This window comes from Enterococcus ureilyticus, from assembly GCF_001730315.1.
In the GTDB taxonomy this organism is placed as follows: domain Bacteria; phylum Bacillota; class Bacilli; order Lactobacillales; family Enterococcaceae; genus Enterococcus_L; species Enterococcus_L ureilyticus.
The window spans coordinates 76,631-93,689 of record NZ_MIKC01000042.1; the positions used below are offsets into that span (position 1 = coordinate 76,631).

Sequence of the window (17,059 nt, forward strand, 5' to 3'; positions counted from 1 at the left end):
ATTTTTGACTGGTTTTGATCCGAAAAATGAGTAAAGAAAACGAAAGCCACTTCTTAAATGAAAAATGGCTTTCGTTTTCTTTACTTTAAATCATAAGTATAGGTACAATGGAGTCAGCACAAAATAATCATAAAGTAGAGGGATCAAATGACGATCAAAATAGAGAAAGTAGCAACGACACATCCAGATTTGCTTGAGCTCATAGCGGAGTTGAATGATTTTTTCAATGAAGAATGGGGTACAGAGATTGCTAAAGGGTATCAAAATCATCACAACCTCAATGAAATGGCGTGTGCAGTTGTAGCATATGAGGATCAAGTTGCGATCGGGTGTGGCTGTTGGAAACGTTTAGATGGACAAATACCAGAAATAAAACGGATGTATGTCAAACCAACAAGTCGTGGCAATGGAGCAGCAGGAAAAATTATGCAAGCGTTAGAACGTGATATGTTAGAAAAAGGCTATCAACAAGCTGTGTTAGAAACGGGTAAGGAAATGGTAGGTGCTATTGGCTTCTATGAAAGCCAAGGCTATCAGATCATCCCAAATTATGGCGAGTTTATTGGAGATGAATTGTGTATTTGTATGAAAAAAGAGAGTCTGTGACATAACTCTACGAGTTATCTCTCAGACTCAAGGAATTCGTATAAACGGTGGGAGCAGAAGCAATTCCTTCTTATTTCTCCCGATTAAACACTCCTGTCTCAACCTCTTTTTATGAAGAGGATTAATTTATAAGATACAGGAGCTGTTCATAGTTTTGGGATTGTATAGGTAATAGACTCCAAATCACAAATAATAAACAGAATAAGATCATGGATGAGGTAAACCATTTATATTGGGTGAGTAAGGCAATATATTCGCGAATGAGTGCAGTCGGAAGAAAATATAAAGCAGTTGGGGCACCGATTCCTTCTGCCTTTAAATGAGCTTTTCTTGCGTATAAAGCCCCTCTCAGCACATGATAATTATTTGTTGAGAATAAAATGGTAGGTTCATAGTCTGTATTTTTCCAGTCTTCAAAAATAATTTTTTTAGAAAAGGTCATATTTTTAAGGGTGGTTGTTGATCGATCTTCTACTAAAATTTGATTATTTGGGATTTGCTGCGATAGTAAGTATTTTTTCATAGCAAAAGCCTCTGATACAGGTTCGTCTACACCTTGTCCACCACTAACAACAATTTTTGCATGTGGGTTTTTATAGTAATATTCGATTGCTTTATCTAATCTACTCTTAAGCAATGGAGGAACTTCCTCACTCCTGATACCAGAACCTAAAGTAATGATATAATCAACCTTTTTTTTGATAGGAATCATTTGGTACATCCAGGAATAAAATAAATAGCAAGTAAAGAGAAAAGAAAAAAGTAAATCACTTAATAGCGCAAAAATCAAAATTGAAAACAACCACATAGGAATTTTACTAGCTCCTACAGACAATAAATAGAAAAAAGCAGGCACAGCAATAAGTAGATTGATTCCTACTAATGCGGAAAGCTTTGCGGTAACGCTACGACCTTCTTTGGTTTGCATCGTATGTGTATTAATAACAAAAAAGACGCAAACACCCAAAAATAGCAATGGAAATAAGGCATAAACAATAACGATGACTAACGTGGAACTGTTGGAAGAAATTTCCCCTAGCTTTAACAAACCGAGTAATAATAAAGTTAATGTAAGGAACAAACCACCAAAAGCAAAAATCATCCCACCAACAAAGCTGCGCCGTTCTTTTAGTAAAATAAGTATACCAATAATAATGAAAATAATGGGGACAAAGACCAATTGCATTATATCAAACTCTCCTTCTCCAAATAAATAGGATGAGGTTGAGACAGAAGTGTTTAACGCCGAGAAATAAGAAGGAGTTGCTTCTGCTCATACCGCTTATTCGGATTCCTTCAGGCTGATATGTAACTCTATGAGTTACATATCAGCCTCATCTTTTATAAAATTTTTGTAAGAGTAGGAGTTGATAGTAAATGATTATGCCCTACTCTCATTATATAGTTGCTTTATTTCCAACTTATTATAATTGATTAAGGCCTTTGATGCATCTGTTTTGACTTTTAAGATCCCTAAAGAAATAGGTGAAGCAGTAAATTCATTGTATTGATGGTCTGGAAGGATAAATACACTTTTGACGTAAGCGGTAGTCTCGCCTAGAGTTGCATGCTCATAAACCTTAGAAGAAAATGTTTTATCAGCCTCATCGTTTATCAAAGGTGCTTGATCTTTTGAAAATAGCGTAGCTTCGTTTTCTGAAATCTGTTTGATTGCGTCAAATTTATAATTATCTTTTGAACCACTCACTTTTTGGAAGCCATTAAAAGGCAATACTTTTTGTGCATCAGTAGCTTTTAAAACAAGAGTTTTTGATTGTTCAACCCATTTCCCATTAAGGACGATTGATTTCTCGATATCCTTTTTTTGTGTGCTGAGCGCATCTGTTATTTTTTTTTCGTCTTTGTCCAAAACAATTATTCCGTATACTGGCTTATGTCGAACATTATTATAGACAAAGAGTGCTCCTACAGATAGTACAATTAAACTTAAAATAGAAATTAAAATCTTTTTTAACATGAAAAATCTCCTTTTATCATTATTTAATGCTAGTATATAAAAAAAAGGAATGACAGAAAATCGATTAATGCATTCAAAAACGAACAATAATGAAAGACGATAGAAAGATTTAGGCAAGAAGAGACTAAAAATTACATTTAGAACTTGCATTTAAACTAAAGCTATCTATACTATTTATGAGATGTTTACGTTTAATTTAGGAGGAATAGGCATGGAAGAAAAAAATTTCAGTATAACATTGCCGAAAAAAATAGTAGAAGAATTTGATTTAGAGGATGAAACTGAAGTTACTTTAAGCATCAAAGACCAAAAAATAGTGATCGAACCAAAAAAGAAAGCAGCTGGGAATCAGACACTTTCTTTAAGATGGTTTTTGATTCCGACTACCATTATTAGCCTACTGTTTTTAGGATACTTATTTTATACTGGTAAAAATCAAATTGCTTTGGTAGGAGCCTATTCGATTGCCAATTTTGTGCTTTCTTTTGGTGTATTAAGTGGCGTCTTTAGTTTTTTGCTCTTTTTTATCAAAGGGAAACGCAATCAAGTCACAACGAAATCAAAAGATATCTATTGGCGCAACTTTCCGACAATCTTATTGTCATTTATTATTATCTTAGTTTTTTCATTACTTGTTTTTTTTAAAGTGATTGGTTTAGTCTTTATTGGTGCAACGTTTGATCGCTATACGGCGACCTTGTTATTTTTTGTATTTGTGGCGCTAGTCAATTATTTTATGATTTATTCAGCATTATCGATCACACCAGCGAAACTAACGAATTTGTTAATTTTTGTCATTATTGGCGGTGTCTTACTTGCTATGATCACCAATAAAGATTACCAGTGGTGGCAATTTAACTTTAGTTTTTTAGGAACGATCGAGGCAAAAAGTAGTTGGCAGTTCAATGTCACCCTAATGTTTTCTTCTTTATTGATGGTAGCGTTGATCGATGGCTTATTTGTCGAGTTACAAAAAGCAATTCCGCATAGTCGCCGTTTGACTATTTTGCGTATTCTTTTAACGTTAACTGCATTAGATCTTGGTGCTGTAGGACTATTCCCTTATACCGAAACAGGCCCTTTCCAAGGTGTTCATAATCAAGTTGCGGGTTATTTAGTTTATTTGATCGTGATTTTGATTGTGGGAATCAAGTGGTTATTACCCAATGTTACAAAAGAATTTTTGTCGATTTCTTATATGATCGCAGCGACATTAGTGACCGTTGTCGTATTATTCCAATGGACAAGCTATCTTTCATTGACAGCATTTGAATTACTGTCTTTTATGCTGGCGTTCAGTTGGATCGTCCTCTTACTTCAAAACCTCCAGAAAATGACGCAAAATATCAATAATACGTTTCAAGTCAAGGTTGAACTTGATGCTGAAAAACAAATGACAGATGATTAAGTCTATCTTCTGAGAAAAATAAACGAAAAAAGGTCAGAATGAAGCCGCTTGGTTTCGCTCTGCCCTTTTTTGTACAAACAATTCCTATTGATCCAAATAACGAGACATCAGTTCCATATGGTGCATAACAGCGGCTTTTCTCATAACGCCTATTCCAGGGAATTTATCTTTAGAAACAGCATGAAGGAGTAATTCGAGCCCTAACGTTAGATTTTCGCCGCATAATTTACTTGTCCACGGTTGTACTTCATTCATCACTTCTATAAATTTATCTTTTTGAGTGGGTGCTTCTTCACTTGAAAGGAAATGATGGATGCGCAAATGCTCATTTTCAAAATAAACAAGATGCAAGCTCAATCGTTTTGAAGGATAGCTACGTTCATAATAAATACGACTATCAATAGAGAAATCACTGAATCCAACAAAGCCGCTCTTGTGAAAGGTCAAGTGGGTGTCTGAGAAGAATTCATCAGGACATTCTTGATAAAAGTTGGCTTTTGGCAATCTAGTGAAAGGATCTTGGGAAATGATTTTTTCACCTTTGACCTTTTGCAACAAACGGAATTCTTTAGAGAGTAGGACCTTTGTTTGATTCGCTTGCCAATCACTTTGTAAAGCAGGGGTTGCGTTGTTGATCACAAATAATTGTGGTTCTTGATTCAGTGTTTCAATCGGTTGCTCTACGATCATGGCTTTGTCTAATGATAAGGCATCTAGATAAAGGATGCCTTCTTTTGTCAGAAAATCACCCGCTTGAGGATTTTGAATGAGGTAAAAAGCCTGATGTTCTCTTTGAGCTAATGTGATAAATTTTTTCAAGGCCGTAGAATTTTTAACCGGTTCAATGATCGGCAAAACATGAGTGGATAGTCTATGTGCTTCAATTAATGCTGTCAAAGCAAGCAAATCAAACTGCTTGCCCCGAAAATAGGGATAATACATTAGCTTTCCTCCAAAAGACGCTGTTCCAATGCAGAATAAGCCTCACGCGTTGCGTCCAATTCACTTTTTAAAGCTTCGACTGCTTGGTCACAAATTTCTTCGACAAAGCGATCATAAAAGTTTACCCCACCGCCAAATAAATCATAATCTGGTTGTCTTTTCTTTAATTCTTTATAAAGCTGGTCGGTTGAAAAGACGCGTAAGCCACGTGCTGTTTGTTTCGCTTTACCGACTTCGCGTGCCTGAGCTGAGATCAAACGAAAAAGCAATTCTTGCTCGTTGACCAAAAGGTCTTGCTTTTGAGGTTTCTTATTTATTGTAAAATAGCCAGGCAGCATTTGATCTTCTGTAGAAAGATATTGGTGGTAAACCATAACGCCAATATGACTTGGGATTTCTTCTCTAATTTTTTCAAAGAGTGCTTCAGGTAACACAAAGTAATTATAATGACCAATAAACGAAAGTTTTGCTTTTGAGCGGAAATCGGCTTTACTGACTTTTAATTCGTAACAGCGCCACTCAAATTGCTTCTCGGCGTTCAGACGGCAACTCAACGTATCTACAATACCTTGTTCATCAGGCATAGTCACTTCTTCTACTACCACATCTCCATTTTCTCGACAGTAATAATAAAGGACCTCTTCCATTTGGATCGTTAATGACGTTTTCATATCTAGCTCCTTTTTGCTTTTATTCTACTATAAAACGTATGTTCGTAAAAATAAAGTGTTTTTTGACGTTATCATAAAATTAGTTCAATACTTTTTGGATGAGGAATAATCATTAATAAATTGAGTTATTTCCATAAAAAAAATATATCTATTTGGTGGTTTTAAAAGAATTCTTTTATAAATTATTCGATTTTAATAAGATTTATTATCGTGCTTTTTACAGAAATAAGTACACATATATTGATGAAATAGCTTCTATATAGTAAATATAACAATAGGTATGTTTTTATTTTTTATTAAACTATAAAAAAATAATCATAATAAAGTTTGAAAAAGTATATGATATAATTATATAAAATTATTAAAATTAAGGAGTATGTTCATGAAAAAAAGAAAATTACATATATTGATGCTTGCAGTCTTACTCACTCAGAGTTTTGGTTCAACTGTAAGTGCTTTTGCGACGACTAACAACATAGATGGGAATGAACAGTCGGCTGATACATCAACAGCGCTAGGGTCAGAAACTAATTTATCTAGTGAAGAGGTAGAATTGTCAACTGAGAATCAGCAGGCACAATCGAGTGAAATGACTAGAGAAGCAACTGATGATGTTTCAACTAAAACAACCGAACAGTCAACCACTGCAAGTCCAACTCTTCCAGAGCTGAAAAAAGTCCAACCAAACGCACTGATTGAAGATGAGCTTCTAACAAAGATGACGCTTATGAGTATGGATGGTACTGAATATAGTCAGATTGATGTAAATCGAGTCTTGAATACAACACCGGTAACAGCAAAGCTAAATTTTGTGATCGAAGACAAAGATTATGCGCCAGGTTCAACCTACACAATAAGCTTGCCTGATCATTTAGGGTACTCAGATGTCAGTGGTGAGGTAGCCAATGTTGGGGCAAGCTGGTCAGTTGATGCAACGAGTAAAACATTGACGATCACTTTTAACCAGCGTATTACTGAAACAGAGTTCAACCTAGAGTTGAAAAGCTATGTATTCACAGATGCACAACCACTAGTAACAATCAACACGCCAGGGCAAACAGCAAACAAATATCACTTTGATTTATATGAAGAGGTTGCCCCTATCAAGTATGAAGAAACGACCAATACTTATGGTCTCAAAGGTACTATCTATTATAATTTGGATAGAGCATTGTCAGGTAGTCAGACAGTAGAGTTAGTGCTATTAGATGCGCCAGAAGCAAAATTTTATACTACATCCAATGAACAGATTGGTGTCTTTTCGTATGATGTAGATATCAATGGAAACGTGATCCAAGCTTCAAAACAACCATTAGAAAAGGACAAAGAGTACACTATTAGTGAAGACACTACCTATCGAGCAGCAATCACGATCACAAATATGGACAAACAAAAGGCGTACGCTTTAGCGGTTGATCGAACATTAGGCTTGGAGAGTGTTTCAAATTATTCCTATAGCTTTTACAATCAATACCCTACGACAAAATTAGGGTCAGTCAGTTTAAATAGAACAACCGCACCATATGGTGGTCTTGAATTTACAGCAAAAACAAGTAAAGACCAAAAATCTTTAAAAGAAGCAAGTTTAGGCTGGTTTCAAAGTGCCAATTTCCAAGAAAAAGGAAATTATTATGTCAATGTTTACAATATCCCTACACTAACTAAATCAGGACAGAAAATAGTTTTAGAAAGTAAAAATGGTCAAGCAATTTCTGATTATAAAATTTCAGCCACAGATGTGGAATACAGGTCGGTTCCAATTACTGATTTTTTTGATGTGCGTAAAGAAAATAATAAACTAATTTTAACAGCAACCAAAGATAGCGTTTTAAGAATCAATGTAGACAAACTGCTCATCCCATTTGATCAAAAAGATATTGATATAACTGTGAGTACACCTGTTGTCAGTGGCGGTAAAGAGATGATGCTCGTATCTGATCAATACCTTCAGCCAATTTCGATCATTAATCCCAATAACGTAGAAACCGCATGGGGCAATTATGATCGGAACGGTGCCTATTTTGGTGACACAACAATCGCGATAGAAGGGAGTACTGAAAATCCAGTAAAGAATGCAACAATCAAAATCGAGCATCCAAATTACTTGCAATTGAGAGCGCCTAAAGGAGAATATGATTATTACAAGTTAGCTAAAGATTACACTATAACAGCAGTCGAAGGCGGTTCGCTGATAAAATTTACAACCCCGGTCGTTCATTCGTTTAATTTAGATCTAGGTTTCAATTATGTGCCGGATAGCTTAGAAAAAAGTAAAAGTATTCCAATAGACACACTGCCTGTTACATTAAGTGCTGATGACTATGAGACGGTTGACACAACCGTTAGAACTGGACGCAAAATGTATTCAGAACGCACACTACAAGCTAGCAAAAATCAATTTTTAGTAAATGCTCGAAATGATTCGTTTGATGACTTGAATATAACAACTAAAATACCTGCGGGGATTGACGTAGTTTTTGATATTTATGATGTGTCAAATGACCAAGTAGATTCGATTTACCCCCAATATTGGGATCGAGGTCAATATTTTGATAAACCACTAGCCCCAACCAGTGCAGCTTATCCAAAAATTACATTCGATGAAGCTACCAACAGTTATCAATTTGATTTCGGTAAAACAAACAAACGGTACATTATTGAATATAAATATGCTAATGGTTGGATCGACACTAAAACGATCAATGTCACTGGAAGTGCTGCTGAACCATTATATGGCGATCAGCTAATGTCAGCGTCAGTATCAGTAAATAATGAAGGCGCAGAGATCTTATCTGCCAATCAAACAAGTCATGAGTCATTAAAAAATGTAACTACAAATGAAGTGAAGACAAAGAATATCAATAGTGGAACAAGAAAGGTCAAAAATCCGACCTTTGAGATTAAGACACAAGGAACAACCAATGCTGGTATTGATTTAAATTCGATTACGATAGAAAATGTTCCAAAAGACGCATACACTGTTAAACAAACTACAACGGGTGCTCAAATCATTTTCGAGGACTATACATTAACCGAAAATATCACAATCACCTATAATACAGTGTCCAAAAATGCTGGACAGATTTTTACAGAAACTATCATTAGTGCGGATAATTTAGATCAAATGACAGAAACTCGTCGAACGGTCAACACAACACCTCTTGTGTTGCGATTCTCTGATGGCGATGCAGAAGGAGTCGTTTATTTGGCTCAAGCGCAATTTCACACGTATAATGAAAAAGATCAAACCATCAATGTTCCAAATGTCTCATTTGAACTAGTCGATATTGTGACAAATAATCGAACGGAGTTTACGACCGATCAAGACGGGAAATATAACGTCGATGCAATCATGTCAGGAGAATATACCTTAAGAGTGACCGATATTCCATCAGAGTATACGATTGCTGAGGACTATATCAACGGCAAAACAATCAAATTGAAGAAAGAGTCGAATTTAATCGAAATTCCGCTCAAAGAAAAAGTAAATCAAACGAGTATCACCGCAAAAGATTCAACGATTTATGTCGGAACCAACTGGCAACCAGAAGACAACTTCACAGGTGCAACGGATAAAGATGGAAACCCAGTGATGTTTGATCAAATTACGGTAAGTGGAACGGTAGATACCACAAAAGTCGGTGATTATGAGATCACGTATCAGAATCAAGGAAAAGAAGCAAAAGCAACAGTTTCAGTCGTTGCCAATCAGGAGACCTTAGTCGTCAAAGATTCAACGATCTATGTGGGGGATTCATGGCAAGCGGTCGATAATTTTGTGTCAGCGACAGATGAAGATGGGAAAATCAGCTCGTTTGAAAACGTAACAGTTTCGGGAACAGTAGATACCACGAAAGTTGGAGCGTATAATGTAACCTATCACTTCGGTGGCCAAACTGAAGTGGCTAAAGTGACTGTTTTAGCAGATCAAACAACAATCAGCGGCAAAGACTCAACGATTTCTGTAGGGACTAATTGGCAACCAGTCGATAATTTTGTTAAAGCAACAGACAAAAAAGGCAACCCTGTTGCCTTTGACCAAGTTACGGTAACAGGAACTGTTGATACCAGTAAAGTTGGTGATTATGACGTCACTTACGAAAATCAAGGGCAAAAAGCTCAGGTAACAGTTCATGTTGTTGCTACACAAGCAACGCTGGCTGTTAGAGATTCTAGTATCTATGTGGGAGATACGTGGGAAGCGGTCGATAATTTTGTCTCAGCGACAGATAAAACAGGCAAAACTATTCCAATTCAAGATCTCAATGTAACAGGAACGGTAGATACCACAAAAGCTGGCGTCTATGAAGTTGTTTATGGTACAGAAGCCTTAACACAAACAGCTAAGATCACGGTAAAAGCGGATCAATCAACATTAGTTGTAAAAGATTCCACCATTTACGTAGGAGATGATTGGAAGAGTGCTGACAACTTTGTATCCGCAACGGATCGTGACGGTAAGGCGATTGCATTTGAAGAAGTAGAAGTGACAGGAAACGTTAAAACCAAAGAAAAAGGGGAGCACCAAGTATCTTACGCTGTCCAAACAGCTCAAAAATCTGAACCAAGTAAAGCGAAACAAGCAGCAAAGGCTGACAAAAAACTTGCAGCTACTGCAACAATCACAGTCCTTGAAAAGAATGCACCTAAACCAAATACAACAAACAAGGATCAAACCCATAGTGCTAAACCAGACAAACAAGGAAATTACCCAAAAACAGGTGAAAAAAGTAACTATTCTATCCGTTTGCTTGGATTGTTAGCCATTGCGGTCACCATTGTTAGTGTGATCCGACTAAGAAAACGAAGAACAGATTAGCTGATCGATAAGGAGGATTGAGGCTGGGTCAAAAGTAGAGAGTAAATTACTTTTGGCTTAGGCCTCTATTCAATTCTATCAGCACTTAGGAGGCATCAAAATAAATGACGAACAAACCTTTGATAGTAGGAACAGCATTACTGTTTTCATCGGCACTTCTTCTTCATTTCGACCCATTTTATGGAGAAGAAATAACAACTCCTGGAAAATACAAAATGACCTATGAAGTAGATGGAAAAGTCGAAACTGCTACGATTGAAGTCAAAGAAAACCAGACAGAGCTGCTATTAAAAGACAGTATCATCAGGCAAAATGCAAAATGGTCACCAGTAGATAATATTGTTTCATTGAAAGATAAGGATGGCGGACCATTAGCATTGAAAGACGTAACAATCAAAAATAATGTGAATACTCAAGAACCTGGGGTTTATTTTGTCAAGTTTTCATATGAAAACTATGTTTCTACCGCTAAAGTATCAGTCAATCAGTTTACTAGTTCTGATCATAAAAACAGCGTAATGAATCGTTATTCCCCAAATGACGCTCAAACAAGAATCATGTTAAATGATGAATTGCTAAATGATGGAGCGCAACAAATACAAAACATAAATACTTCCGGAGGAGGGACTCAGCTGGGTTCTACAAGTTTTGGAAATATGTTGGGTTTCCTGTCAGGAACACTACTGTATGGAACAAGGAGAGTATAAATGGATTTCTTGTTATTAGATGAACGAGCAAATTTGAAACTGTCAATCATCCGAAAATTGGAGCAGCAATTTTCGTTTTCGGAACGCAAAGATGTTTTATGTGAAGAATTGAATATCTCTCAGTACCTTTTAGAGCATAGCATTCTGGAAATAAATGAAGATTTGAAAAGATTTGAATTGATTGAGCGTATCGAATTGATTGAGCAAAGTAATGAAATCGTTCTTTTCCAAGACGCTCAAGTTTCATCAAGTGTCGTTGAGGAAAAATATTTAAAGTTCTCTCTAGAATTTACATTATTGCGAACGATATTTTTCAATCAATTTACTTCAATCAAAAAATACGGAGAAAAACAGGGGATGAGCCGGACCGTTGTATACAAAATTATTGATAGGATCCGTAAAGAGTTAGCACAGTATGATATAAAATTGTCGAAAAAATGTCAATTAGTGGGAAATGAGATGAAGATTCGTCAATATTTTAATATGCTCTTATATCGAATTTATAAAGATTCAGATGAATTATACAACCAATCAGATATCTTATCAGTTAATGAATTACTAGCGACTATTAAACCTTATTGTGAAGAAATAAACACGTTTTATCTCTTCAAACATTATTTATTTGTTTTTTTAGAAAGAGTAAGGAGAACCCCAAATTACTTTTTACCAAATGATTTTCAGACAGCTGATTTTGCCAAAGAAAACGGCATATATCAAGCAATTGCTCAATGGAGTAATCAAACATTGAATGGAACGAATCGTGAAATAGAAGCTGAAGTAAAAGGGATTCTTAGCCAGTTGTCAGTGTATCGAATTGAATTTTGTAACCTTGAAAATAAGGGAGTTCAAACCTATCAAATGCAGTTAAAGCAGAAATTTCTTAGGTACCCACAGCTAAAACTAGCAGGAGCTGAATTTTGTAACGATGTGAACTGGGTGATTTATCAGCATCTTTTTATTTCACCGTTGATAGATATCACGTTACGAGTGATGGATTTAGAATTTTTCCATGAGCGCTATCCAATCATATTTGACATTTGCCATACATTTATTTGTCAATTGAAAGAGGAAGAATTTAGATATAGTAAAAAATCGCTTTTTCTTAATTTACTACTCGTTCTTTCTCAACAATATGATAAAGAAAGCGAGACAAATACAATTAATATTCATGTAAGTTTCACACAAGGAGAAAAATATAATCAATTCATCCAAGCTCAAATTCAAATTTTTGATTCTTTTAGCATAAATTTCCAGCCGGTTGTACGCCCAGATACGGATCTAATTATCTCAGACTATCATCTCAAAACAACTTTTTCAGCGCGAACACTGATCTGGCTGGCTCCTCCTAGAGCAAGTGATTGGCGTAATTTTGGCAATGAAATCGTACAAGTCAATAGGAATTTACAATTGAATAAAAAACGAATATAGCATGACTAATTAAGTGAGCGAGAAAAAATTTATCGTATTTTTTCTCGCTCACTTTGTCTATATAAATAGGGATTTAGAAAATGATTCGATCCACGATTTCAGATATAATCGTTGTTACCAAAGCGTATAAATTACCATGGGTTTTGAATTTTTTAGTTGTTTTTTCTTGGTTTATTGTATGCCTCCTTTAGTTATACCTTAATAATAGAATAATCTGGAAAAAAGGAACATCGATAAAGTGTGTTTTTCAATGACATTTTTGAAATATAAAAAACTTGAATAAGTTGGATGGAAGCGAGTAGTTCAAATACGTAATAAAGGAAATAAAAATGCTGCTGATAATCATTCTCAATTGGATTTCCATGTGCTATACTGAACAAGATGACACTAATTATATTATCAAAATGAGCAAGATGCTCTTGAGACATACCAAGAAATACTGCGAAGATCTTTGGAGGAAAATAATATCTAAACGAGGCAAAAAAACGCACAACTGTCTTTTTTATTTTTCTATGCGTTTGATCAAGCCTGCTTCACTTTTAAAATAGGAGGGGAATTAATTGAGGCAAAAAAATTCTGGGCCTATTATTCTGGAGGAAATTCGTTTAATGGAAGTCATGATCAAAGTTTACTATCATCAGCAAGATGATCCGTTGATACCAGAAGATAGAATGTTGACCTATGCAAGAACACGATTGGAGTTTTGTCAGTTTGGGGAACAAAAAACGACTTGTCAAAAATGTCCAGTTCATTGTTATCAACCTAAATATCGAGAACAAATGAAAAAAATTATGCGTTATTCAGGACCACGAATGTTGTTTAAACATCCAATCATAACGTTTAAACATGCCTATCGAGGATTGACAAGGAGTGTGAAAGAATGAAAAAACAGTTATTTATTTTATTAGGATCATTGATGTTTGGATTGGGAACATTGGGAATCTTTCTACCGTTTTTACCGACGGCTGTTTTTTATTTATTGACTGGATTTTTCTGGATAAGAAGTTCGGATAAGTTATATCAAAAATATGTTGGTTGTTAGGCAAAACAGTGAACACAACGACGTTACTTGTTGGCGTAACCGTGATTCCTATTGTTTTTGCTGCATTTGGAATTGCTTAATAGAGTATAGTTTGACCTAATGAAGCTTTAGTAGAGACAAGATCAGTTCAATTGAATTTGACTATTTTTTTTCAAAATGGTAGAGTAACACCTGAGGAAGGTGTTTCAAATGTACGTATTATATATTTCAACTCTTAGCTCCCTACAACTTATTTTTGATGAAGTGTTGTATGGAGCTTAATCGAAAAGCTATTGAGCTTTTCATATTCATCAGTAAATTTAGTCTATTAAGAAAATAGCATCTTTTTGCTATGTTTTTAGTCTGCTCATTTACTGAAGAATATATAGATTAAAAGGCCCTAGACATTTTGTCTATGGGTCTTTTTTGTATGTTCTTTAGTAAAAATCAGTGAAAGTACATGAAAGAGGAAAATAAAATGGAATTATTACAAGTTAAAGGTCTAACCTTTGCAGTACCAGATAAACAGCTTTATGAAGACAGCTCGTTCACGCTTCGCAGTAACGAGCATATGGGGATCGTTGGTAAAAACGGCGCAGGAAAAAGTACACTGCTGAAGATGCTTTTAGGAACTGTATTACCCGATGATGGTGTGATTATTTGGAACCCAACAGCTACATTAGGGTATTTAGACCAATATGTAGACATGGATCAATCACAAACAATCAACGAGTTTTTAACATCCGCTTATCAAGAGTTATTTGAGACGGAAAAAGAGATGATCAAGCTTTATGAGAGGTATGGTGAAACTGGCGATGACCAACTTTTAAGTAGAGCAGCAACGTATCAAGAGCAATTAGAAATCAAAGGCTTTTATCAGGTTGAAAATGATATCAGTAAAGCCATCACAGGGCTTGGGATTAACGATGCAGAGCAAACATTGGAGACCTTAAATCGGGGAGATCAAATCAAGGTTATTTTAGCCAAACTTTTGTTAGAAAAACCCTCTGTTTTGATATTAGATGAACCGACGAACTATTTAGACCAAGAACACATCGAATGGTTGACCGATTATCTGAATGCGTTTGAAAATGCATTTATCATCGTTTCACATGATACTGAATTTTTAAGTAATATTGCCACCTGCATCTGTGATATTGATTTTGGCACAATCAAAAAATATCATAGTAATCATACTGAGTTTCTAAAACAAAAAGCTCATTTAGCAGAAGCGTATCAAAGTCAATTTGAAGCACAACAGCGAAAAATCAAAGAAACCGAAGCCTTTATTCAAAAAAATATTGCCGGTATCAAAACGAAAATGGCTCAAGGCCGCAGAAAACATTTAGAAAAGATGGATCGACTGAAAGAGCCTGAAAAGAAAGTCAAATCGAATTTTTCATTTAAACTGATGCCACAAAGTTCACCAAACGTATTGACGATAGAGGAACTGACTGTAGGACATAAAGAACGATTACTTACGCTGCGTGATTTCCAACTGAAAAAAGGAGAAAAAATTGTGATTACTGGTGCCGATGGATTAGGAAAATCGATGCTAGTAAAAACACTTCTTTCGATGGTACCAGCCATTTCTGGAAAAAGTCAGTTTTCTCCTCAAGTCGCTGTGGGCTATCATTCACAAGAAATTCAGTGGGAAAATACAGAGTGGACACCAATCGAAGCTTTAGCTAATAAATATACAAAACTGACCTATGAAGATGTTCGCCGCGAATTAGCAAAATGTGGATTAAAACGAGAAATTGCTTCAAAAAATCTTTATATGCTAAGTGGTGGGGAACAATCAAAGGTCAAGTTGTGTGATTTAACAATGCAGCCAAGTAATTTATTGATCTTAGATGAGCCGACCAATCATTTAGATGTAGAGTCCAAAAAGGCGCTTCAGGACGCTTTAAAAGCGTTTAGAGGCAGTGTCTTATTGATTTCAAATGATGAACAATTTTACACAAGTATCGCAGATCATGTTTACACAATTGCAGATAAACAGATGATGAAAGAGTGAGGTAAATCCCGATGACTTTTTCAATCTATCAAGAATGTGATTTTTACCAACTTTCATCAGTAGCGCAAACACGTCAAGCAGAGTCAGAGTATCCATTAGCTGAGCGAATCTTGATCATCGGCAGTGGGGTTTTAGAATGTACACTCGCAATTGATTTAGCACGAGAAGGCAAGGAAGTCACAATTTTAGAATATTCAGATGAAATCCTTAAAGATTGTTTCGCTACATCGAAAAGAACGGAGCTTATGCGCCAATTAGAAAAATTAGTAGTTATGATTTTTTTAGAAAACGCCTGTATTAAAGTTGAAAATAATCTGGTTTGTCTGTGGAATGAAGAAGGATTCGAAAGTTTTTTAACGATTGATCAGCTTATTGTTCGCAAAAAACTATGAATATTCTTAAATTCGTTTATAGTTAGATAAACAGAGGAATGATCAAAGGAGAATGAATATGTTTATAACGATAGACGAAGCAGATTTTCAGCAAGTGGTAGAAACATGGAATCAAGGATTTAGTGACTATCTTGTACCGGTCCATGTGGATAAAGAAGCATTAGAACAAAAAATCTAGTCATTAAAATTATCAAAACAGCTTTCGGCGGTCTTTTCCATTGATGGTGAATTTGCTGGAATCATTCTTTTGGGCATACAAACATTTCAACAAACCAAAGTGATGTGGGTTGGGGGAATGGCAGTCGTTCCAAAATATCGCAGAAATAAAGTTGCGTCTCAATTGATTGATTATGCAGAACACTTAGCTAAAGAAAATGCTTGTGATCGTTTGATGCCTGAAGTGATCGCCACAAATGAACGGGCAAAAAAACTATACGAGTTAAAAGGATTTCAGGTTGTAAACGAGTTAGCAGTCGGCTCGCTTAACTTACCTGCTATAAGTAAGGAGAAAAAAACGATTACTTTTAAATCAGTAACACCAAATGAATTATCATTGACTGAACATCCATGGACCCCTTGGCAGAATCGTTTTATTTTTTCAGATAAAAATTACAATATTTACCAAGATGGGATAAGGCTTGGCTCCATCAGTTTTAATGTTACAGAAGATGGCTCCAGCAATATATTAATTCTTACGCAATTCTATTTACTAGAACGAATAGATTGTTCAGTGGTCACAGCAATTTTATTTCGCTTAAAAGAACAAGAACAAGCTACAATGGTTAAATTGACTAATTTCGATCAGGCTTTACCTGAATATCAAGAGTTAGAAAAAATCGGGATCACACTCCAGCTTACACAGTTTCAGATGACTAAAGAGATAAATAATGGAGTCGCAAATAGCTATTGTGACTAATAAACGATCTCTGTGACCTTCGCTAAATTTGACGTGGGTTACAGAGATCTTTTTTTAGAAAATGAGTATCAAACCGCGAATAAATCGCAAAGCAACGCACCGTTGCACTATCTAATATTGTATAATAAAGCAACGCAACGTATTGATGCAC

12 protein-coding genes and 2 pseudogenes are annotated in these 17,059 nt (G+C 35.5%); 10 read left to right on the top strand and 4 right to left on the bottom strand.

The features are described from left to right. The first annotated feature begins 147 nt into the window (after positions 1-147). Positions 148-606, top strand: coding sequence for a GNAT family N-acetyltransferase (locus BCR24_RS15955; RefSeq protein ID WP_069641494.1), 459 nt, complete (start codon positions 148-150; stop codon positions 604-606). A 121-nt stretch (positions 607-727) separates the two neighbouring features. Here the strand turns inward: BCR24_RS15955 and BCR24_RS15960 are convergent, their stop codons facing one another. Continuing rightward, positions 728-1,792 carry a YdcF family protein gene (locus BCR24_RS15960; RefSeq protein ID WP_069641495.1) on the bottom strand — a complete coding sequence of 355 codons (1,065 nt, stop codon included), beginning with the start codon at positions 1,790-1,792 and terminating at the stop codon, positions 728-730. 195 nt (positions 1,793-1,987) lie between these two features. Next, the gene (locus BCR24_RS15965) at positions 1,988-2,584 is read right to left on the bottom strand and encodes a lipoprotein BA_5634 family protein (RefSeq protein WP_069641496.1); all 597 of its coding nucleotides are present in this window, start codon (positions 2,582-2,584) and stop codon (positions 1,988-1,990) included. Between the two features lie 211 nt (positions 2,585-2,795). Here BCR24_RS15965 and BCR24_RS15970 point away from each other — a divergent pair, with 211 nt between their 5' ends. Further along, on the top strand, positions 2,796-3,992 hold the full coding sequence (locus BCR24_RS15970) for an AbrB/MazE/SpoVT family DNA-binding domain-containing protein (protein WP_069641497.1): 1,197 nt from the start codon (positions 2,796-2,798) through the stop codon (positions 3,990-3,992). 84 nt (positions 3,993-4,076) lie between these two features. Here BCR24_RS15970 and BCR24_RS15975 read toward each other — a convergent pair whose 3' ends face one another. Together BCR24_RS15975 and BCR24_RS15980 are read right to left on the bottom strand one after the other, a co-directional pair. After that, positions 4,077-4,934 carry a sce7725 family protein gene (locus tag BCR24_RS15975; RefSeq protein ID WP_069641498.1) on the bottom strand — a complete coding sequence of 286 codons (858 nt, stop codon included), beginning with the start codon at positions 4,932-4,934 and terminating at the stop codon, positions 4,077-4,079. Then, complete coding sequence (locus tag BCR24_RS15980; RefSeq protein WP_069641499.1) at positions 4,934-5,605, bottom strand: hypothetical protein; 672 nt, start codon at positions 5,603-5,605, stop codon at positions 4,934-4,936. The genes BCR24_RS15975 and BCR24_RS15980 overlap by 1 nt, the downstream gene beginning before the upstream one ends. A 382-nt stretch (positions 5,606-5,987) precedes the next feature. Here BCR24_RS15980 and BCR24_RS15985 point away from each other — a divergent pair, with 382 nt between their 5' ends. The 8 genes and pseudogenes from BCR24_RS15985 to BCR24_RS16020 all read left to right on the top strand — a co-directional run. Continuing rightward, positions 5,988-10,424, top strand: a complete 4,437-nt coding sequence (locus BCR24_RS15985; protein ID WP_069641500.1) for a bacterial Ig-like domain-containing protein — start codon at positions 5,988-5,990, stop codon at positions 10,422-10,424. 104 nt (positions 10,425-10,528) lie between these two features. Then, positions 10,529-11,131 (top strand): bacterial Ig-like domain-containing protein, encoded by a 603-nt coding sequence (locus tag BCR24_RS15990; RefSeq protein ID WP_069641501.1) that lies wholly within the window; start codon positions 10,529-10,531, stop codon positions 11,129-11,131. Next, entirely contained in the window at positions 11,132-12,559 is a 1,428-nt protein-coding gene (locus tag BCR24_RS15995) for a helix-turn-helix domain-containing protein (RefSeq protein WP_069641502.1), read from the top strand. It begins immediately after the preceding gene. Between the two features lie 560 nt (positions 12,560-13,119). Next, entirely contained in the window at positions 13,120-13,443 is a 324-nt protein-coding gene (locus tag BCR24_RS16000; protein ID WP_069641503.1) for a nitrous oxide-stimulated promoter family protein, read from the top strand. Then, a pseudogene (locus BCR24_RS16005) lies at positions 13,440-13,592 on the top strand (DUF454 family protein); the annotation flags it as partial. The gene BCR24_RS16000 and the pseudogene BCR24_RS16005, both read left to right, overlap by 4 nt. Positions 13,593-14,058: 466 nt before the next feature. Further along, entirely contained in the window at positions 14,059-15,600 is a 1,542-nt protein-coding gene (locus BCR24_RS16010; protein ID WP_069641504.1) for an ABC-F family ATP-binding cassette domain-containing protein, read from the top strand. A gap of 11 nt (positions 15,601-15,611) precedes the next feature. Continuing rightward, the gene (locus tag BCR24_RS16015; protein ID WP_069641505.1) at positions 15,612-15,992 is read left to right on the top strand and encodes an NAD-binding protein; all 381 of its coding nucleotides are present in this window, start codon (positions 15,612-15,614) and stop codon (positions 15,990-15,992) included. Between the two features lie 214 nt (positions 15,993-16,206). Then, positions 16,207-16,908: pseudogene (locus BCR24_RS16020) on the top strand (GNAT family N-acetyltransferase); the annotation flags it as partial. Positions 16,909-17,059 lie beyond the last annotated feature (151 nt).

What these genes read in the sequence shown, in the direction of transcription:
- BCR24_RS15955 (WP_069641494.1), top strand. Translation starts at nt 148, where the DNA reads ATGACGATCAAAATAGAGAAAGTAGCAACGACACATCCAGATTTGCTT.
- BCR24_RS15960 (WP_069641495.1), bottom strand. Translation starts at nt 1,792, where the DNA reads ATGCAATTGGTCTTTGTCCCCATTATTTTCATTATTATTGGTATACTT.
- BCR24_RS15965 (WP_069641496.1), bottom strand. Translation starts at nt 2,584, where the DNA reads ATGTTAAAAAAGATTTTAATTTCTATTTTAAGTTTAATTGTACTATCT.
- BCR24_RS15970 (WP_069641497.1), top strand. Translation starts at nt 2,796, where the DNA reads ATGGAAGAAAAAAATTTCAGTATAACATTGCCGAAAAAAATAGTAGAA.
- BCR24_RS15975 (WP_069641498.1), bottom strand. Translation starts at nt 4,934, where the DNA reads ATGTATTATCCCTATTTTCGGGGCAAGCAGTTTGATTTGCTTGCTTTG.
- BCR24_RS15980 (WP_069641499.1), bottom strand. Translation starts at nt 5,605, where the DNA reads ATGAAAACGTCATTAACGATCCAAATGGAAGAGGTCCTTTATTATTAC.
- BCR24_RS15985 (WP_069641500.1), top strand. Translation starts at nt 5,988, where the DNA reads ATGAAAAAAAGAAAATTACATATATTGATGCTTGCAGTCTTACTCACT.
- BCR24_RS15990 (WP_069641501.1), top strand. Translation starts at nt 10,529, where the DNA reads ATGACGAACAAACCTTTGATAGTAGGAACAGCATTACTGTTTTCATCG.
- BCR24_RS15995 (WP_069641502.1), top strand. Translation starts at nt 11,132, where the DNA reads ATGGATTTCTTGTTATTAGATGAACGAGCAAATTTGAAACTGTCAATC.
- BCR24_RS16010 (WP_069641504.1), top strand. Translation starts at nt 14,059, where the DNA reads ATGGAATTATTACAAGTTAAAGGTCTAACCTTTGCAGTACCAGATAAA.
- BCR24_RS16015 (WP_069641505.1), top strand. Translation starts at nt 15,612, where the DNA reads ATGACTTTTTCAATCTATCAAGAATGTGATTTTTACCAACTTTCATCA.